This is a genomic window from Pseudomonas taiwanensis (assembly GCF_013393345.1).
Lineage (GTDB): Bacteria > Pseudomonadota > Gammaproteobacteria > Pseudomonadales > Pseudomonadaceae > Metapseudomonas > Metapseudomonas resinovorans_C.
This window is the reverse complement of record NZ_QJRF01000066.1, coordinates 217,041-235,716: the sequence shown is the minus strand read 5'-3', so window position 1 is coordinate 235,716 and position 18,676 is coordinate 217,041. Positions and strand designations below refer to the sequence as shown.

At 61.8% G+C, this 18,676-nt stretch carries 18 protein-coding genes; 9 read left to right on the top strand and 9 right to left on the bottom strand.

From position 1 onward, the window contains the following. Window positions 1-154: 154 nt before the first annotated feature. From DM872_RS18895 to DM872_RS18860, 8 genes are all read right to left on the bottom strand, one after another. Window positions 155-625: a YchJ family protein gene (locus tag DM872_RS18895; protein ID WP_179060916.1), complete on the bottom strand. Its 471-nt coding sequence runs from the start codon at window positions 623-625 to the stop codon at window positions 155-157. 301 nt (window positions 626-926) lie between these two features. Beyond that, window positions 927-1,514 (bottom strand): virion core protein, T7 gp14 family, encoded by a 588-nt coding sequence (locus DM872_RS18890; RefSeq protein WP_179060915.1) that lies wholly within the window; start codon window positions 1,512-1,514, stop codon window positions 927-929. 11 nt (window positions 1,515-1,525) lie between these two features. Continuing rightward, complete coding sequence (locus tag DM872_RS18885; RefSeq protein WP_179060914.1) at window positions 1,526-2,551, bottom strand: hypothetical protein; 1,026 nt, start codon at window positions 2,549-2,551, stop codon at window positions 1,526-1,528. 35 nt (window positions 2,552-2,586) lie between these two features. After that, on the bottom strand, window positions 2,587-2,973 hold the full coding sequence (locus tag DM872_RS18880; RefSeq protein ID WP_179060913.1) for a hypothetical protein: 387 nt from the start codon (window positions 2,971-2,973) through the stop codon (window positions 2,587-2,589). 1,220 nt (window positions 2,974-4,193) lie between these two features. After that, a complete protein-coding gene (locus DM872_RS18875) occupies window positions 4,194-4,412 on the bottom strand; it encodes a hypothetical protein (RefSeq protein ID WP_179060912.1) in 219 nt (72 codons plus the stop codon). Then, complete coding sequence (locus DM872_RS18870) at window positions 4,409-5,731, bottom strand: tyrosine-type recombinase/integrase (RefSeq protein ID WP_179060911.1); 1,323 nt, start codon at window positions 5,729-5,731, stop codon at window positions 4,409-4,411. The genes DM872_RS18875 and DM872_RS18870 overlap by 4 nt, the downstream gene beginning before the upstream one ends. Further along, window positions 5,728-7,017: a site-specific integrase gene (locus tag DM872_RS18865; RefSeq protein ID WP_179060910.1), complete on the bottom strand. Its 1,290-nt coding sequence runs from the start codon at window positions 7,015-7,017 to the stop codon at window positions 5,728-5,730. Before DM872_RS18865 ends, DM872_RS18870 begins: the two co-directional genes overlap by 4 nt. Window positions 7,018-7,244: 227 nt before the next feature. After that, window positions 7,245-7,742: a DUF6231 family protein gene (locus DM872_RS18860; RefSeq protein WP_179060909.1), complete on the bottom strand. Its 498-nt coding sequence runs from the start codon at window positions 7,740-7,742 to the stop codon at window positions 7,245-7,247. Window positions 7,743-7,872: 130 nt separating this feature from the next. Here DM872_RS18860 and DM872_RS18855 point away from each other — a divergent pair, with 130 nt between their 5' ends. The 4 genes from DM872_RS18855 to DM872_RS18840 all read left to right on the top strand — a co-directional run bounded on the left by DM872_RS18855 (window position 7,873) and on the right by DM872_RS18840 (window position 10,545). Beyond that, a complete protein-coding gene (locus tag DM872_RS18855; RefSeq protein WP_179060908.1) occupies window positions 7,873-8,565 on the top strand; it encodes an OmpA family protein in 693 nt (230 codons plus the stop codon). A 95-nt stretch (window positions 8,566-8,660) separates the two neighbouring features. Then, window positions 8,661-9,389: an OmpA family protein gene (locus DM872_RS18850; protein ID WP_179060907.1), complete on the top strand. Its 729-nt coding sequence runs from the start codon at window positions 8,661-8,663 to the stop codon at window positions 9,387-9,389. A gap of 123 nt (window positions 9,390-9,512) precedes the next feature. After that, the gene (locus DM872_RS18845) at window positions 9,513-9,791 is read left to right on the top strand and encodes a DUF1145 domain-containing protein (protein ID WP_179060906.1); all 279 of its coding nucleotides are present in this window, start codon (window positions 9,513-9,515) and stop codon (window positions 9,789-9,791) included. After that, complete coding sequence (locus tag DM872_RS18840; protein ID WP_179060905.1) at window positions 9,784-10,545, top strand: collagen-like protein; 762 nt, start codon at window positions 9,784-9,786, stop codon at window positions 10,543-10,545. The genes DM872_RS18845 and DM872_RS18840 overlap by 8 nt, the downstream gene beginning before the upstream one ends. Window positions 10,546-10,578: 33 nt before the next feature. On the opposite strand, the gene DM872_RS18835 is transcribed toward DM872_RS18840, so the two are convergent. Then, window positions 10,579-11,043: a CopD family protein gene (locus DM872_RS18835; protein ID WP_179060904.1), complete on the bottom strand. Its 465-nt coding sequence runs from the start codon at window positions 11,041-11,043 to the stop codon at window positions 10,579-10,581. Window positions 11,044-11,141: 98 nt separating this feature from the next. Between DM872_RS18835 and dinG the strand changes: the two genes are divergently transcribed. From dinG to pdxH, 5 genes are all read left to right on the top strand, one after another. After that, a complete protein-coding gene (gene dinG, locus DM872_RS18830) occupies window positions 11,142-13,286 on the top strand; it encodes an ATP-dependent DNA helicase DinG (RefSeq protein ID WP_179060903.1) in 2,145 nt (714 codons plus the stop codon). A 164-nt stretch (window positions 13,287-13,450) separates the two neighbouring features. Continuing rightward, the gene (locus DM872_RS18825; RefSeq protein ID WP_179060902.1) at window positions 13,451-15,826 is read left to right on the top strand and encodes a beta-galactosidase; all 2,376 of its coding nucleotides are present in this window, start codon (window positions 13,451-13,453) and stop codon (window positions 15,824-15,826) included. An 84-nt stretch (window positions 15,827-15,910) separates the two neighbouring features. Further along, window positions 15,911-17,059, top strand: coding sequence for a serine hydrolase domain-containing protein (locus DM872_RS18820; protein ID WP_179060901.1), 1,149 nt, complete (start codon window positions 15,911-15,913; stop codon window positions 17,057-17,059). Between the two features lie 135 nt (window positions 17,060-17,194). After that, window positions 17,195-17,914 carry an OmpA family protein gene (locus tag DM872_RS18815; RefSeq protein WP_256873433.1) on the top strand — a complete coding sequence of 240 codons (720 nt, stop codon included), beginning with the start codon at window positions 17,195-17,197 and terminating at the stop codon, window positions 17,912-17,914. 48 nt (window positions 17,915-17,962) lie between these two features. Continuing rightward, complete coding sequence (pdxH, locus tag DM872_RS18810; protein ID WP_179060900.1) at window positions 17,963-18,610, top strand: pyridoxamine 5'-phosphate oxidase; 648 nt, start codon at window positions 17,963-17,965, stop codon at window positions 18,608-18,610. Window positions 18,611-18,676 lie beyond the last annotated feature (66 nt).

Genomic DNA, 18,676 nt, shown 5'->3' with positions numbered 1-18,676 from the left:
CAGTGGGGAAACGCTGTAGGAGCCAGCTTGCTGGCGAATGGGCGATATCCCGGAAAGCTTCGCGAGCAAGCTCGCTCCTACAACAACAGCGACACCTCGTTGGCGGGGCTAACTGAACAGTATTACGCGATTGCGGGCCTTTTCTGTCGTCGAATCAGAAATAGCTCGAACAACATTTCTTGAACTTGAGACCGCTTCCACAGGGACACGGATCGTTGCGGCTCGCTTTCACCGGCACAGTCGGGTCGAGGAAGTACCAGTGGTTGTCCGCCTGGACGAAAGCTGAACGTTCACGATGGCTGTGCTCGCCACTCTGGTCGTGCCAGCGCGCGGTAAAGGTAACGAAGGCGTGCTCCGGCTGGCCGCCGAGCAACTCATGGTTTTCCACCTCCAGCCCGAGCCAGGTGCTGCCGAGGCTCCAGGCGCGGATGGCTTCTATATCCAGCCCCGAGCGCTGGGCGGGTAGGGTGGTCTCCACGAGGTAGTCCACCAGGCCCAGTACATAGGCGCTGTAGCGCGAACGCATCAGCGCCTCGGCGCTGGCCGCAGGATGGCCGGCGTGATGACGGCCACAGCAGACCTCGAGGAGATTGCCGCTTCCGCAGGGGCAGATTGCAGTGCTCATGGCTACCACCAGTACTTGCCGAAGTTTTGCGGGTTGGCCCAGAACTGAGAGGTAGGTGGCGGCAGGCCAAGCGTAGCGGGCTTCATAGCGGACCTCAAGCGTTATTGGTGACACGATGGTGACAGTGTTGGTGACAGATGACGAGCCTATAAGGTGACACGATGGGTCAACTTTCGGGCTCTTATCGTGGGCCTTGGGAATCCTCAGGCGCCGGGCGGGTAAGGGGGGAACCTGGGGAGCCTCTATATTGAAATGGGGTCTCAGATTTTTGACCCATTTTCTCAAAGGCTCCCCAGCGTGCCTAACTACTGGATTGGCTGCGAGATGATTTACGGGATTGGGACTCTGATGGGGCTTCCTTTCCGAAAGTCCCGCCAGCGGCAACGTAACCACCCACACCAGCAGTCACCACATCCAGGGCCTGGGCGATCTTAGAGGTACGGAACACAGGCGCCGAGGATTTGAGCTGGGACTTAGTGTTCTCCACGTTGCCCACTTGGTTCGCAAAGATCGTCTGGTAGTCGCGCTTGTAGTTGTCCACTACGGCCATCTTCTCGCGTGAGGTCTCCGCTTCCGTGACTCGCTTAATGCGGTCCATGGAGTTGCCCGAGAGGTTCGACTCGCCGATAGCAGCAGCGACCATCCCACGGTTTCTGAGGGACTTCAGGTTGATCTCTGTGAGCTGCTGGTTAGCCTGCTCGGCCTTGTCCTTGGCTTCGAGCGAGAGGTCCGCGTTGGCAATGTTCATCTGCTTGACGAGTTCGATCTGGGACCTCCTTCGGGCGTCCTCAGCTTGGCCTTCAGCCTTCGCCTTGTCCCGAGCGCCCATTGCGGCTCCTGCTGCACTGAGGCCGCCCATGGCCATGCTTATACTTATTGGCTCACACATAGCTGACCTCCTTACGGGCCTTCAGGGGCCGGCTGTTCAGTCAGTACGATCTGCTTGACGATTGGCAAGGCGACGGAAGTGGTCTCCCAGTCGGAGCCGGCCACTTTGACTTCCACCATAGCGGTAGCCATTACGTCCACCACAGCGGAGACCTCAAGTTCCCAGCTCAGCAAGGCGCTATTGCGGGTCAGTTCGATGTGCCATACGTCGCCGTCCTTGTTCTCACGGAAGGACAGCAGGGCGAACGCCTTGGGCACCAAGAAGATGCCACGGTCTGGGCCGCTGTAGACCTGTACGCGAGTGCCCACAAGGTCATCAATGTCCTCCAGGCCAGCCCGTTGAGCTGCACGGTTGAGCACGGGGCGAAGGCTTACCGGCACCAGTACGCCGAACTCCGCGATGTCTCGACCCCAGAAGGTGTCCAAGTGGACAGCAAGGAGGTCAAGGACATCCTCAGCCTGGGCAGCAGGGGTGCCAGTGAGTGGCCCTGCGTAGACCTTGGACACCGAGGGTTGACCTTCCAGGCTCTCGGCGATCTTGCCCGCCAGGGTTAGCTCAAGGTCGTTAAGTGCCTTGTCGCCGGTCTGTTCCATGCTGCGCTCGGTAAAACCGAACTGCACCGTATGGTCGAGTATGGAAATTCGAGCCGACACGAGGATGCCCACGTCTGGTGCCTCCATGGACACCAGCGAGCCCGCTACGGCTTCACCTTGGGTCACTGTGCGGCCATCGTAGGTCTGGCGGGGATCGAAGGTGACGGAGCGATCAGCCATGAGGGCGACCTGGGGGGCCGTTGGCACTGAACCGAATGGGCGAACCTCGGAGGGGAATGCATTGTTCATGTTCTCCCGCCACTCAGGACCGTTAAGTTGCTCATCGAAGGCTTCTTGCATCACTTGGGCATAGATCACGGGGTCGCTTGCGGCCATCTCAGCGGCTCGAATGTCCGAGTTGTGAAAGGTCACTTGGGTAAGCCCGAGAGATTTGACGGACTGGGTGTAGGTGCGGTCAGGGGTTTTGTTCTGGAACGGTTTCATTGTCTATAACTCCTAAGATTTCTGAGGGTGTGCTATCAGCGGCCAAGCTGGGCGCGCATGGCGGCCCCGATGTCTCGAATACGCGCGGCCTCAGCGATGCGCTTGGCCTTCTTCTCCGCGATCTCTTGCGGGGTCGGCACTTGGCAGCGCTCGGCGTGGACTCGGGATTCGGCGCGTTGACGGGCCTCAAGTTGCGCCTGTTCGGCCAAGTGCTCCCGGTAGACACGGGAAGCCACGGGGCTTGCATCCAGGGACAGGCCAGCAAGGGCAAACGCTTTAGCCACCTTGAAGACACCAGCGTGGTTCCCGCCTTGAGCTGCTACCAGCAAGGGAAGCAGGATGCCCTCAACGTACTCACGGGCCAGGGGTTGACCATTGACGGTCACCTTGGAGGGAGTTACAGGGGTGATTTCAATATTCATGGGTGGATGTCTCCTTCCCATAGAGCAACCTTCAGTCCGCACGGTGGGCGCGACAAGACACAAGGAGACGTGATCACGCCGACCCTGAAGGCTGCTCTATGGATTCTTGATTTCGATTGAGGCCCGTGGGAAGGGCACTGTGGAGACTTCAGGTGGGAGCTGAAGGTGAAACGGGGAGGACCGGTGGGCAGCAACCTACAGGATTCTTGTAGGTTGTTCGTTCGGTCTAACGGACATCCATTGCGAATCGAAGCGGGACGGTGAGGGCATCCCGCAGGGGAACCCCGGACGCCTCAAGGGACGCAAGCAGCTTGGGCAGCAGCGGCGACTTATGGCGGTCTATCAGATACTGCCGCTCGCTCTGCCATTCCCGGTGCGGCTTGAAAGAAGACCTGAGACCGATCAGCAGCGATAGCTTCGCTCGGTTATCGATAGCTTCGCGGAGCTGACCCAAGGTCGCTAAGTGCTCTTCCGTCGCGTCGGATCGGGCTTGGATTGGGTGACGCATTGTCGTTGTTCCTTTTTGATTGCTCCCTGAGTTCGCTCCCGATGACCGGCACACAGACCCACGACAAGGGATCGGCATCGGCACAAGGAGCAATCAGAAAAGCTGTGTTGATGGAGACGCCCAGCGACGGGCTGAAGGACCGAAGACAGCTCAATAGCTGACCTCAAGGGAATCGGGATCGTGGTCTGACAAGACCCGTCCCAACTCAGGGAAACCAAGGAGGTAACTTTGAGAATTCTCAAGGAGCTATTTATTTGTTTAAACAAGATAAATATTTGATTCCCTTAGAAAACTTTAAGATAAGCCCCTCTGTTCTCGTGGTCAGTTCGAGCGCCCCCAGTTCTCGAAAAGGCCCAGGTGAAGAAGTCATCCGAGCGAACACCACGATACGCCTGTCTGCTTGAGGCTCGGGCTCATCGGTCCCGATTGTCCTCCGGGTGTCCGCCTTGGCATGACCCCGGAGGGGTAGCGACTGGCGACGAACAGGGAGGCGGCCTTGTGATCGGCCAGCAGTGGAAACGAAAGGGCCACCCAGTGAATTGGGCGGGCTTATCTTTCTGTTCCCCTAAGAGTGAGGGGATTTGGCTGCGCCTTCAGTCGTGCCGATCAAACTCACCGTGGCGACGGAGGAGTTTTCGTTTCCAATCGGAGTCGAGAAGTACGACAAAGAGGAGAATCCCGCCGCCAATCAGGAAGAAGAAACTCTCGGGGCTCAGGTCGTACATTGTGGGTCCCCCTGCTGGCGTTTGCGTCTGTAAGCCACCAGTGGCCAGTTGATTACAGCCGTCAGCATAGCCATCCCACCAATCATGGTCATCGATGCTCCCAGGATCATCAGGGCGATCATGGAGAGGACCAGCAGTGCCGAGACGATCTTGACGAGGATGTCCACAAGTGAAAGCACTCGATTCACGAAGGTGGCCTGGCTCATTCCTTGGCCCCCCCAAAGGATTCCTTAAGGGCACCTTCGAGCTTCTTGACGCCTACCTGCTGGCTCCCACCATAGAGATCGAAGGTGATCGACTGGGAGCTGTGGCCCATGATGCTCTGTGCGATCTCTGTCTGGACCCCGTGGTGCTTCATCAGGCCAGCCAGGGAGTGGCGCAGGGAGTGATACGTCAGACCCTCACCAGAGTCGTGCTGTAGGGTGTCCCTAAGGGTCTCATTCAGAACCCGAGTGAAGTTGTGGGCCACCCTGTCGAACAGCTTCCCCTCGCAGCCCTCGACGTACTTAAGGAACGCCTTCAGGTCGAACCCGTAGGCTCCGTCAACGAGAGGCACAAGGCGATTCGAGTGTTTGTTCTTTAGGGTCTTCTCGTCACTGTCGTTGATTGAAACAACCACAGCGTCCCCGATCCTTAGGACATCCGCCTTGGTCAACTGGTAGACCTCCCCGATGCGAGCCCCAGTGATGACCCCAAGGGACATCGCCCAGCGCTTCCACGAGCTACCTGGGAGCTGGGCCATCTGGTCCATGAGCTTCTGAATCTGCTCCCCGGTGAACGCCTTACGGCCACTCTCGGCGCCCTTACTGATCTTCAGGCCCTTGTTGTATGCCTTTTCGAGATACCCACTGTTGATCGCCCAGGTAATGAGGGTCGATAGACGAGTGAGTAGCTTGTTCACCGTGAGAGGCTTCCGGCCATCCATCAGCTTCGCCTTCAGGTTCACCATGTCCTCGCGGGTGTGGGTCTTCAGGTCAAGCTCCTTGCCGGTAGCAGGGTCCGTAAGGGCCTCAGCCAGGGTCTTGAAGGCGCTCTTCATGTCCCGAATGGAGGCTGGAGCCAGCTCGCTTTGCTGCTCTGCGAGGTACAGCTCTGCGAGGACACTCAGGAGAACCTTGTCGGAAGCTGGTGCATGCGATTCATTTTGAGTCGCACCTGAGCAGGGCTCGGCCTTGCCATTGGACTTATAGGGACCACTAAGGCGATCCGGTATTGGGAAAAGCAGCTCTCGGGGAAAGTCACGCCAGTCCCTGCCGCCGTCAATCGCGTAGTGCAAGTCAAAATCCACCAGCTTCCAATATGAAACGCAACCACAACGGAAGCATCGTGCCGCTTCTATGAGGTCAGGGTGGAGAGGCCCACCCTTTCCGCTGGGAAAGTCGTGCGAAATGCCCCCATATTCGACATCAGCGGGTCGCTCGCAATGGGGGCAGAGGAAGATGCCGATGGGGTTGGACATGCCCTCAGCGTCGTACTCTGCTCGAAGTGCGGCAGCCTCGGCGCTCATCGTGACGAAAGCGTTCATGCCGAAGCTCCTTCAAAGGCAGCGCGCAGTGCTGCATACAGCGTCCCCACTGGGACCCTTTGAGACCCCGCGTAGAGATCGTATGTAATGTTCCCGGAGCTATGTCCGGTGATGCTCTGCGCGATTACTTCAGGCGTTGCGGCGGCCTTCAGTAGCCCCGACAGGGAATGCCTCAGCGAATGGAACGACTGGTCGCTACCTGCCGAGAGGCCCAGCGGTTCACGTAGCGCCTCATTAAGCGGTTTGTTGAAGTAATGAGCCTTGGCCTTGAACAACTTCCCCGGCTCCCCTGCGACCCACTCAAGGAATGCCTTCAGGGAGAACCCGTAGGTTCCATCGACAAGCGGAACCTGCCTCACGGAGAAGTCGTTCTTCAGGGTCTTGCCTTGCTCATCCTTGTTGATATCAATGACAGTGATTCCGTCCACCTGTTTCACATCGCCCTGAGTGAGCTGGTAAAGCTCGCCTATGCGGGCACCTGTAAGGACGCCGAGAGACAGCGCCCAGCGCTTCCAATCGCCTGATGGCAGGCTGTTAGCGTGGGCCATGATGGTTGCTACCTGACCCCGTGAGAAGGGCTTACGGTCGCTTTCTGCGCCTCGTTCGATCTTCAGGCCCTTATCGAAAGCCCGGTCAATGTGGCCGTTGTTCTTGGCCCAATCCATGACGGTCGATAGCTGAGTAAGCAGCTTGTTAATGGTCAGGGGCTTCCGGTCTTCCATGAGTTTCTCCTTGAGCGTCACCATGTCAGCCCGTGTATGGGTCGTGATGTCGAGGTCGCCCAGGAGCTTAGAAAGCGTCCTGCAATTGGACTGAATGGCGCGCAGGGTGGAGCCCTCGACGTTACCCTGGCGCTCCTTAATGAACAGCTCAGCGAGGTCCTCGAAGGAGATTGCCTCAGAGGGGGCGCCTACAGATAGGGACGCGGAAGCCTGGGGTAGTGGCGTGCTACAAGGCTCAGGGGCTTCAAGCCGCTCAATGATCCCGATGAGGGGCGCGGTGTTGCCCTTCAGGCGCGCCTGGGCGGCCTTGGCGATCTCCCGTCCAATGGTAAGGGCCTTGTGTTGATCGACGCTCAGCGGAGCCTTAGCGGCGGCCTCAGCGAGGGAGGCTGCGAGATCGTCATAGATCATGTCATATGCGGACAGGTCACTATCGCTATGGGCTTGCGCCAGGATCGAGTGAGCGATTTCAAGAAGGTGGGCCTTGAGTTCCTTCCAGTCTGCCTCTGGCCGGTCAAGCTGAAAGGCGGCCAAAGCCTGGAGGATTTCCTGGGAGAGCGTCATAGCGGAGGGCCTATCTGTGGTGCGGAGGGAAACTGTGAGGCTACTGGCGGAGCAGCCCCGAGGGCGGACGCGGAGGTAGTAGATTCCGTTACGGCGATAGTGCCATACAGACAGGCGCAGGGGCCGTTTCTGGTGGCTGTGCTGGTGACAGGCTGGTGACACTTGGCCCTGCTCGGGCATAGCTTCGATGGTGGTCATAATGAGGTGAGCCCTTGATGTTCATGGGGTCACCACCAGTACTTCCCAAATAATTCCGGGTTGGCCCAGAACTTCGCATTCAGCCAATCGGGGACCTGCTTGTACTCGCGTAGGTCGTAGGTGAACAGGGTGAGGGTTTGTTGCTCGCGGTGAAAGCGCTCGCTGGCCTGCAAGGCGAGGGAAAAGAAGTCGGTGTCCTGCCAGCCGCAGGCGCTGAGGTCGGCCAGCACCGCCACCCGGCTGGCATTCAGGTTGCGGATGCCGCCGAGCAGTTGCAGGCCGTTTCGCTTGGGCAGGTGCTCCAGGCAGTCCGCCAGCAGGGCAAGGTCGAAGCGGCGCGCGGCCTGCTCGGCTGGAAGCGATCCGGCGGGCACGTGCACGATCTCGCTGTCAGGGTGCGCAGTGGCGAAGGCTTCCAGCGCCGGAAGCGGGCTGTTGCCTACCAGCAGGAGACTTTGCGGGGCATAGCGTTCGAGCAAGGCCGCAAGAGCCTGCTGCGGGGTGCGGGAAGAGAAGCTGTCAGTCATCGAAAATCCTCGAACAAGTGGAGCAAGACTAGCCCGAAGGCGACTCATGGCCTAGTGCTGGCGGTTTCCGAGGCTGGCGTCTTTACTCCCTTATTGTCGGTATGGGCCGATTCTAAGAGGAGACTCGCTTATGAGCATTACACGGACAGCTTTACCCCTAATCCTGGTGACCAGCTTGTTGACCGGTTGCGCCGGTCTGCAGAAGACCGACTGGCCCAAGTGTGCAGCAGTAGGGGGTGTGGTAGGTGCGGGACTGGGTGCGATCGAGAGTAGTACATACGCTGGTTGGGGCGCTTTGATCGGCGCCGGCACGGCAGCTGCCTATTGCTGGGTACACGGCGATGGCGACGAAGATGGCGATGGTGTATTCGACAGCCGTGACAAGTGCCCTGGCACTCCGCCCGGCACCCAGGTCGACGCCGACGGTTGCCCGCTCAAGGCAGAAGAGCCTGTGGTGGAAGCAGTGGTCGTCGAGCACGAAACCATCGTTGTCCGTGACCTGCTGTTTGCCTTCGACTCCTCGAAGCTCGATGCAGCGGATGAAGCCACCCTCGACAACGTAGCTACTCGCCTGAAGAACGAAGCGCCTGACGCCAAGCTGACCATCACCGGTCATACCGACAGTGTTGGTTCCGACGCATACAACCAGGGACTCTCCGAGCGCCGTGCCCATGCGGTGGCTGACTATCTGGTGCGCAGCGGCATCCCGGCTTCCAATATCGTCGGTGTCGGTGGTGCGGGTGAAAGCCAGCCAGTGGCTGACAATTCCACCAAAGACGGTCGTGCCATGAACCGTCGCGTAGAGATCCAGATCGATCGTTAAACCCCGGTAAGCCTGCGGCGCACGCCTTGTGCGCCGGGGGCCTCGGGTCTTTACTCCTGTGTTACCGGCCTGGCCGGTGGCACAGGAGAATCATCATGGGCAACCAACTTCCCCGGGTTGCGATTTCACTTCTTCTGGTCAGCAGTTTCCTCTCTGGTTGCGCGTCCACGTCCAGCGATGGCAGTGCGGCGTTGAATCAGGGGAATTGGCCAATCTGTAGTCTGGTCGGTGGTCTCGTAGGTGGTGGATTGGGCGCAGTGGAGAGTTCTGCCTGGGCAGCCGGTGGTGCCGCGGCGGGCGCCATTGTCGGTGGCCTCATCTGCTTCGCGCAGGACGGCGATGCTGACAGCGATGGTGTGTTCGATCGTCGCGATACCTGCCCCAACACACCCGCCGGAGCGACCGTCGATAGCCGCGGTTGCCCGCAACGGACTTATACCCAGGCACCGGCGGAGCCTGCACCGCCGCCGCAGGACGAAGTCATCGTCCTCAGCGACATGGGCAACGTGCTCTTCGCTTTCGATTCCGCCGAATTGACCTCTGCCGCCAAAGACCAACTGGCAGCCGTTGCCAACCGGCTCACTGGTGCCAACCTGATCGGCGCCAAGGTGATCGGTCACACCGACAACGTCGGCTCCGACCCTTACAACCAGGGGCTTTCCGAGCGCCGGGCGAGGAGCGTGGCGGACTTCCTGGCCAGCCAAGGCGTGCCGGCAGACAAGTTGACGACTGAAGGCATGGGCGAAAGCCAGCCGGTGGCGGACAACGAGACGGATGCCGGGCGCGCGCAGAATCGCAGGGTCGAAATCCGGGTCGACCGCTGACGGATTTCCTGCGTTGTATCAACGAGTCTGTTGCAAGCGGATGCTTTTCCCAGCGACGCTCTGGTGCGTCGCCGGGCTTCGGCGTATGGTCCGCAAAAACTCGAACAATGCCAGGAGGGAGGCATGCGTTTATTCATGGGGCTGGGCAAGGTAGTTGCCCTGTTGTTCTGGTTGGTCGTCATTGCCAACGTCGCTTCACCGTTCACCCAACCATTCGACATGCTGCTCAACGGCGCCGGCATCCTGCTGGTTCTGGTCCACCTGTTCGAAATCATGCTGTTCAATTCCTTGTTGCGCGGTCGTGCCAATCCCTGGCGGGATCGCTTGCAACTCCTTCTGTTCGGCGTCTTCCATCTGCTGACCATTCCGCGTCACCGCGGCAAGGAGGCACGCCATGCGTAAGCTTGGACTCCTGCTGGCACTGATCGCCCCTGTCGCCCTGGCCGACGGCCAGGTGAAGGTGGACGCACACAACTTCCTCAAGCTGCCCACCCGAACGGGCAGCCTCAGCCTCGATCAGGTCGAAGTCGCCGATTACGCCACGCTGCTGATTCCGGCCGGCGTGACCGAGCTGCGCATCGGCGAACTGCGTATGGGGCGCGAGGCCCGACTGGGGATCGCACCGTCCGAGAAGGCTTTTCGCCTTGAGGTGCAGCGGGGCGAGATCGGCCCAGGCAGCCATATCACCGCATCAGGCGCGGCCGGCAGCATGAGCAAACCGGCCAGCGCGGGACGCAATCTCGAGCTGCGCCTGGTGGATGTCCATGTGAATGAAATGACCCTGGATGTGCGCGGTGGCATCGGCGCGCCGGGACGTCCGGGACTGGCTGGCGCCGACGGCGATGCCGCCGGTTGCCTCTGGGGTTCGGCTGGCCGTGGCTGGGATGGTCAGCCCGGCGACGATGGCGAGGCCGGTGGCGCTGGCGGTCAGGTGCGCCTGGAAGTGCCGGAGTCGTTCCCGGTGGATCTGGTTCGCGTGCGTCTTGATGGCGGCGTCGGCGGCGCGGCAGGCGAGGGCGGCGCCGGTGGCCATGGCGGTGCCGGCAAAGGCTGCCTGCTCTACAAGGCCGACGGCGCCAAGAGCGGTCGCGCCGGGCAACCCGGCAAGGCCGGCACTGCCGGCAATACCGGCAGCTTCAAGGTCGTACGTTTCTGATTGAGGGAGGGCGCACAGGGACGTGCGCCTGATTCAGAAACTCGGGCGAATGGCGACTATGGTCACCAGCGCCAGCCCGATCAGCAGATTGAACCCCACCACGCGACGGATGCGACCCAGCACCGCGCCACCTTCCGGCCAGTTTTCCGCATTCACTGCCGAACGCAGCTGTGGCAGTAGCAGGGCGCTCACCCGCAGGAACAGCGCCAGCATCGCCACATACAGCCCGATCATCATGTGTACGTATCGCGGCGCGGCTTCCATGCTGGCGTAGGACATATGCAGCATGCCCACACCTGAGAAGGGCAGTACCAGCACCGCCGGCCAGACCCAATAAAAGAAGCGGCGGAACACGTCCAGCCAGAGGCGCAGTCTTGCCGGGGGCTCCAGGGTGGCGACGGCGGCTGGTCGCAGGATCATCCAGGCGAAGAACATGCCACCGACCCATACCAGGGCGGCCAGCAGGTGCAGGGCGTAAAGGGCTGCGTGGGCAGTCATCCGGTCAACTCCATTCGGCGGGTAAAAGAAGGCGCGCTATCATAGCCGTCCTGTTAAAGTACTGAAAATTTATCCAGCTCTTCCCGCCGCAGTCACCCATGCTCAGCACCGAACTCAAGTCCCAGATCCAGGGCGCCTACAGCCGTTTTCTCGAAGCCAAGGGGCTGAAAGCCCGTTATGGCCAGCGCCTGATGATCGCCGAGGTTGCCAAGGCCCTGGGTGCCATTCCCGTGGATGACGAAGGTCACCGCGAGGGCGAGCCTGCCGTTGTGGCGGTGGAGGCGGGTACCGGTACCGGCAAGACCGTTGCCTACAGCCTGGCGACCATTCCTGCTGCGAAGGCCGCCGGCAAGCGCCTGGTGATCGCGACGGCCACCGTGGCGTTGCAGGAGCAGATCGTCCACAAGGACCTGCCCGACCTGATGCGCAACAGTGGCCTGAACTTCAGTTTCGCCCTGGCCAAGGGGCGCGGCCGCTATCTGTGCCTGTCCAAGCTCGACATGCTCCTGCAGGAAGGCCAGGCCCAGAGTGCCACGGCCCAGCTGTTCGCCGACGAGGGCTTCACCATCGACGTCGACGAGAAGGGACAGAAGCTCCTTAACCAGATGATCGAACGCCTCGCCGGCAACCGTTGGGACGGTGATCGCGATTCCTGGCCTGAAGCCATCGAGGACCAGGACTGGGCTCGCGTCACCACCGACCACAGCCAGTGCACCAAGCGCCATTGTCCGAACTTCCAGCAGTGCGCCTTCTATAAGGCACGGGAAGGCATGACCAAGGTGGACGTCATCGTCACCAACCATGACATGGTGCTTGCCGACCTGGCCCTGGGTGGTGGTGCCGTGCTGCCGGACCCGCGCGAGACGCTGTACGTGTTCGACGAAGGCCATCACCTGCCGGACAAGGCCATCGGCCACTTCGCCCATTACACCCGCCTGCGGTCCACCGCCGACTGGCTGGAGCAGGTGGCGAAAAACCTTTCCAAACTGCTGGCACAGAATCCCTTGCCTGGCGAGTTCGGTCGTCTGGTGGAAGGCGTGCCCGAGTTGGCCCGGGAGATTCGCACCCACCAGCAGTTCATGTTCAACGCCTGTGAAGAGGTTGCTGATTTCCGTGCCGGTGAAGACATGGAAGGCCGCGACCGTCCCCGCCATCGATTCGAGGCCGGCGTGGTGCCCGAGCACCTGCGAGAGCTGGGCATCGAACTGAAAAAGGGTTTCTCCAGGCTGCAAGACGTCTTCACCCGGCTTACCGAACTCCTCAAGGAAGCCATGGACGGTGAGGCCAGCACCGGCGTCGCCAGCCATCAGGCGGAGGAGTGGTATCCGCTGTTCGGCAGCCTGCTGTCTCGTGCCCAGGGCAACTGGGAGTTGTGGACGGCTTTCACCGTCGAAGACCCGGAAGACAGCCCGCCCATGGCGCGATGGCTGACGCTGGCGGAAAGTGGGGCGTTGCATGATATCGAGGTCAATGCCAGCCCCATCCTCGCCGCCGAGACATTGCGCCGGAACCTGTGGAATGTGGCCTACGGTGCCTTGGTCACCTCTGCAACCCTGACAGCCCTGGGTAAGTTCGATCGCTTCCGCATGCGTGCCGGCTTGCCCAAGGTCGCGGTCACAGCCGTTGTGCCGAGTCCGTTCCACCACGCCGATGCGGGACTGTTGCGGGTCCCGGACTTGAAAGCCGACCCCCGCGATGCCGCCGCGCACACTGCCGCTATCGTCCGTGAACTGCCCACTCTGGTAGAGGGCGCGCGTGGCACGCTGGTGCTGTTCGCTTCGCGTAGGCAAATGCAGGACGTATTCGAAGGCCTGGACCGTGACTGGCGCAAGCGCGTGCTGATCCAGGGCAACCTGTCCAAGCAGGAAACCCTGAACAAGCACAAGGCGCGGGTCGACGATGGCGAGCCCAGCGTGCTGTTCGGGCTGGCGAGTTTCTCCGAGGGTGTCGACTTGCCGGGCGCCTATTGCGAACACGTGGTGATCGCCAAGATTCCCTTCGCCGTGCCGGACGACCCGGTGGAAGCGGCGTTGTCCGATTGGATCGAGGCCCGTGGCGGCAATCCCTTCATGGAGATCGCCGTGCCCGACGCTTCCCTGCGCCTGGTGCAGGCCTGTGGTCGCCTACTGCGTACCGAGGCCGACCGCGGCACCATCACATTGCTGGATCGGCGCGTGGTCACCCAGCGCTACGGCCGCGCGATCCTCGATGCGCTGCCGCCATTCCGTCGCGAGATTGCCTGAAACAGGACTGCCCTTGACGCTGAGCGCCCCCCATCTGCGATGATGCCGGGGTTTTTGCGGGTGCCCAGCGCACCTGCCTTGTCCCGCTTCGTTTTGTCGCACCGTTGGCGAGATACGAACTTTTGGCGGTCTATGCTCAGCATTCTCTTGGGAACTCCGGTCCGATGCTTTCGATACCAAAACGCCCCCTCGCCCTGGCCATCCTTTTTGGCATGTCGGGAATCCCCCTGATTGCCCAGGCCGAGACCCTGTTCAATTTCGTCCGCCCGCTGGATGCGGTGCAGGTGACCACCCAGGATGCCAGTCTGCCGAGCGTGACCGCTGAAACCACCGCCAATGGTGAAGTTCTGCGTCGCGTTACCTTCAATGCTGCCGAGAAACCGAGCCTGCGCCTCACCCCGCAAAACGGCAGCTGGGACTGGTCCAAGGCCGAAGCGATGAGTCTGCGCATCCAGAGCGCCCAGGATTGGGCGATCACCCTGGACGTCGCTATCGAGAGCACCGATGGCAAGGTCCTGACCACCCAGGTCGCGCTACCGGCCGGACCGGCGCAGACCTTGCTGATCCCGCTGGCCGCGACGTCGCCCAATGCCCACGGGATGCGTGCGGCGCCACCGTTGCCCTGGACCGTCGATGGCAAGCGTTTGCTGCCGGCCACGCTGGTCAATGGCGAAGTCGACCGCAGCAAGATCGCTTCCGTGACGCTTTCCCTGAACCAGCCAAATGCCGCGCAGAATGTGTTGCTCAGTCGTTTTGGCACCGAAGAAAAAGACCTGCAGGAAGCGCTCTACCAGGGCCTGATGGACGCCTACGGTCAATACGCCCGTGCTGACTGGCCGGGCAAGGTGAAGAGTGACGAGCAACTGAAGAAGGGCGCTGCGGACGAAGCGAAACAGCTCGTCGACTGGACGGCCAAGTTGCCACAACAGGACACCTACGGTGGCTGGCTGGGTGGTGAGACTTTCGAAGCCAGCGGCTTCTTCCGTACCGAGAAGCGCAATGGCCGCTGGTTCCTGGTCACGCCGGAAGGCCATCCGTTCTTCTCCCTGGGCGTCAACGCGGTGACCCCTGGCCTGAGCCAGACCTACGTCGAAGGCCGGGAAGCCATGTTCAAGGCGCTGCCGAAGGACAATGAGCCCCTGGCCAATCATTTCGGCAAAGGCGACGACCGCGCCGAAACCGATGCCAACAAGGGGCGGGCGTTCAACCAGGGCCGCTGGTACGACTTCTACGGCGCCAACGTCGAACGCACCTACGGCGGCAACGACCCGCAACGCTGGGTCGGCCACAGCCTGGAGCGCCTCAAGGCGTGGGGCTTCAACACCGTTGGCAACTGGAGCGATCCGGCCTTCAACACCAGTGAGCGCATGCCCTACACCCTGCCGTTGTCCATCCATGGTGACTTCGCCACCATCAAGACGGGCTTCGACTGGTGGGGCGGCATGCCTGACCCGTTCGATCCGCGATTCGCGATGGCGGCGGAGCGCGCAATTGCCATTGCCGCCCGCGATCATCGCGATGATCCCTGGCTCCTGGGCTTCTTCGCCGATAACGAACTCGCCTGGGGCGGCCACAGTGAAGACCCGCGAGCCCGCTACGCATTGGCCTACGGCACCCTGCGCCTGACGACCGACGTGCCCGCCAAGCGCGCCTTCCTCAAGCAACTTCGCGACAAGTACCGCAACCAGCAGGGCCTCTCGAAAGCCTGGGGCATCGATCTGCAGGCCTGGGAGCTGATGGAAGACCCGGGCTTCGAACCGCCGCTGCCGAACCCGGAGCACCCGGCCATCGAGGAAGACTTCAAGCGCTTCCAGCGTTTCTATGCGGACACCTACTTCAAGACCATCGCCGACTCCATGAAGTGGCATGCGCCCAACCACCTGATGCTGGGCGGTCGTTTCGCCGCCACCGTGCCCGAGGCCATCGAGTCCTGCGCGCAGTACTGCGACGTGATCAGCTTCAATCGCTACACCCGTGAGCCGCAGCATGGCCTGGACATGGACTTGCTGCGCCGCCTCGACAAGCCCCTGATGCTCACGGAGTTCCACTTCGGGTCCCGTGACCGCGGTCCGTTCTGGGGCGGCGTCTCCGAGGTCTACAAGGAAGAAGAGCGCGGTCCGGCTTACGCCACCTACCTCAAGAAGGCGGCGGAGGAGCCGCTGATCGTCGGCGCCCACTGGTTCCAGTACCTCGATCAGCCGGCCACTGGCCGCCTGCTCGACGGTGAGAACGGTCACCTCGGTCTGGTCGGCATTACCGACCGTCCATGGCAGGGCTTCGTCGAGGCCGTGCGCAAGGCGAACCTGGCGCTGGCCGCTGATATCAGCAAGCCTGCCCAGCCGCTGGCGCCCTCCAAGGAGCAGCCCAAGGCCCCGGTGAAGGAACAACCCAAGGAAACGGCCAATCCTGCGCCGGCGGAAAAGCCAGCGGAGCCGCCGAAAGCGGCTGAACCACCGAGCGCCGAACCGGCCGATCAGCCCAAGGCTGACGAACCCGCCCAGCCTGAAGCTCCCACGCAGGAGGAAGCCGGGAAGCCCTGATGGGCGACCCGTCTTCGGCACCCGGTTCACAAGGGGCGGCAAGGCTGGAACAATGCCGCCTCCATTTCTTTCAGGAGCATGCCGGTGCAGACCCAGGGCTATTTCGACTTGCGCTTCGAGGCGGCGAAAGACGCGTTCGCCGAACTCTTCGCTGACCCCCAGGAGCGCGGTGCGGCCCTCTGTGTGCAGGTGGGCGGCGAGACCGTGCTCGACCTTTGGGCCGGCGTGGCCGACAAGGATGGCCAGCAGGCTTGGCACAGCGACACCATCCTCAACCTGTTTTCCTGCACCAAGACCTTCGCCTCCGTAACCCTGTTACAACTGGTGGGGGAGGGCAAGCTTGAGCTGGACGCCCCCGTGGCGCGTTACTGGCCCGAGTTTGCCGCAGCCGGGAAGGAACGCATCAGCGTTCGCCAACTGCTCTGCCACCGTGCCGGCCTACCGGCAATTCGCGCCTTGCTGCCGGCTGAGGCCCTCTACGATTGGACGGCGATGACCACCGCCCTGGCTGCCGAAGCGCCCTGGTGGACCCCCGGTGAAGCTCATGGATATGCACCGATCACCTACGGCTGGCTGGTCGGCGAGCTGATTCGCCGGGCGGATGGCCGGGGCCCGGGCGAGTCCATCGTGGCTCGCGTCGCTCAACCCCTGGGACTGGATTTCCACGTGGGCCTGGCCGATGAGGAGTTCGATCGCGTGGCGCATATCGCCCGCGCCAAGGGCAACATGGGCGACGCTGCGGCGCAGCGTCTGCTCAAGAGCATGATGACCGAGCCGAACTCGCTGAGTACGCGCTCGTTCACCAATCCGCCGTCGATCATGACCAGCACGAACAAGCCGGAATGGCGACGGATGCAGCAACCCGCGGCCAATGGCCATGGCAACGCGCGCAGCGTGGCGGGCTTCTATGCCGGCTTGCTCGACGGCGAGCTGCTGGACTCCGAGCTGCTCGCGGAGCTGACCCGCGAACATGCCCAGGGCGAGGACCTCACCTTGCTGACGTCCACTCGTTTCGGCCTCGGTTGCATGCTCGACCAACCCGACGTACCCAACGCCACCTATGGCATGGGCCGATACGCCTTCGGCCATCCCGGCGCAGGCGGCTCCACCGGCTTTGCCGACCCGGAACGCGAACTGGCCTTCGGCTTCGTCACCAACACCCTCGGCCCTTACGTTCTGATGGATCCGCGCGCCCAGAAGCTGGCCCGTGTGGTCAAGGACTGCCTGGGCTGAGCCACTCGTCACTTCGACTGTTTTTTTCTTTGCTGAATAAAGGCTTGGCGCGAAAATTTAAGCTCGGTTGAGAGATTAAAACGCCATCACTTTTCGTGGTGGCGTGCGGCCTTCAGCGACTACGGAATCCTGCCCATGAAGCTGTTAAAGATTTCCACCCTGATACTCTGTGTGTCTGCCTCCGGCTGCACCATGCTTGGCCCGCAGAAGGCCGAGGTGCCTGCCAAGCCCCAGCAGACCGTTTCCGCCAGCCAGTCCTGGTGGTCCTTCGGCGGTGATAAGAAAGCCAAGCAAACCAAGGTTGCCAAGGTGGACACCAAAGCGACCCAGGCCTGGCTCGATCAGTACGAGCCGCGTCTGCGCGAGGCCGTAAAAGGCAGCAAACTGGAAGTGGAGCGCCGTGAGAACGTGCTGGTGGTGACCCTGCCGGTCGACCCGTCGTACAACCCGGATCGCCCGAGCATGCTGCTGCCCGCCACCCTGGGTCCCATCACCAAAGTGGCGAAGCTGGTGGAGGGCGATACCAAGACCGCAGTGCTGGTCCTCGGGCACGCCGATAGCTCCGGCAAGGATGACGTCAACCGCAAGATCAGCCAGGAGCGCGCCCAGTCCGTTGCCGCGATCTTCCGCCTGAGCGGCCTGCAGCGTGATCGCCTGCACCTGAAGGGGCTGGGTTCGGATATGCCGCGCGCCGCCAACGACAGCCAGCAAGGCCGTTCCCTGAACCGTCGTGTCGAGATGATCCTCACGCCGCAGGAAACCCTGGTTGCGCTGATTGCCCAGTACAGCAAGCCGGCCAAGCCGGGACAGCTGGGCAAGGTCGAAGAGGTGGTTGCGGCAGATCAGGCCAAGTAAGCACGCCTTGGGTAAGCTATTGGCTTTCCGCACACAGGACTGCCAACCATGACCCAGACCCTGGCCGATATGCGCCGTGACTATGCCCGCGATGGGCTCAGCGAGGAGCAGGCTCCCGCCGAGCCCTTCAGCCTGTTCCAGAGCTGGTTCGGCGACGCGGTGAAGACCGAGCAACTGCCGGTCGAGCCTAACGCCATGACCGTTGCCACGGTCGACGCCGAAGGCCGTCCCCATTGCCGGGTGTTGCTGCTGAAAGGGCTGGATGAACGTGGCTTCACGTTCTTCAGCAACTACGACAGCGCCAAGGGCGAACAACTCTTGGCTAATCCATTCGCCGCCATGACTTTCTTCTGGCCCGCCCTGGAACGCCAGGTCCGTATCGAGGGCCGGGTAGAGCGGGTGACCCCGGCCGAATCCGACGCCTATTACCAGGTACGCCCGCTGGGCAGCCGACTGGGAGCCTGGGCATCGCCGCAGAGCCGGGTAATCAGCGATCGTGCGGAGCTCGAAGCGCTGCTGGCGAAAACCGAGCAGCGGTTCCTTGATAACGCGCCGAGCTGTCCGCCGCATTGGGGTGGGTATCGTTTGCTGCCCGAACGCATCGAGTTCTGGCAGGGGCGCCCGAGCCGCCTGCATGACCGCCTGAACTACCGACTCGTGGACAACGCCTGGGTTCGCGAGCGACTGGCCCCCTGACCTTTCCGCGTGATGGCGCAGCTCATCGTTGGCTGCGCCCTCCGTCATCCTGCGCCTCGTCGCCAT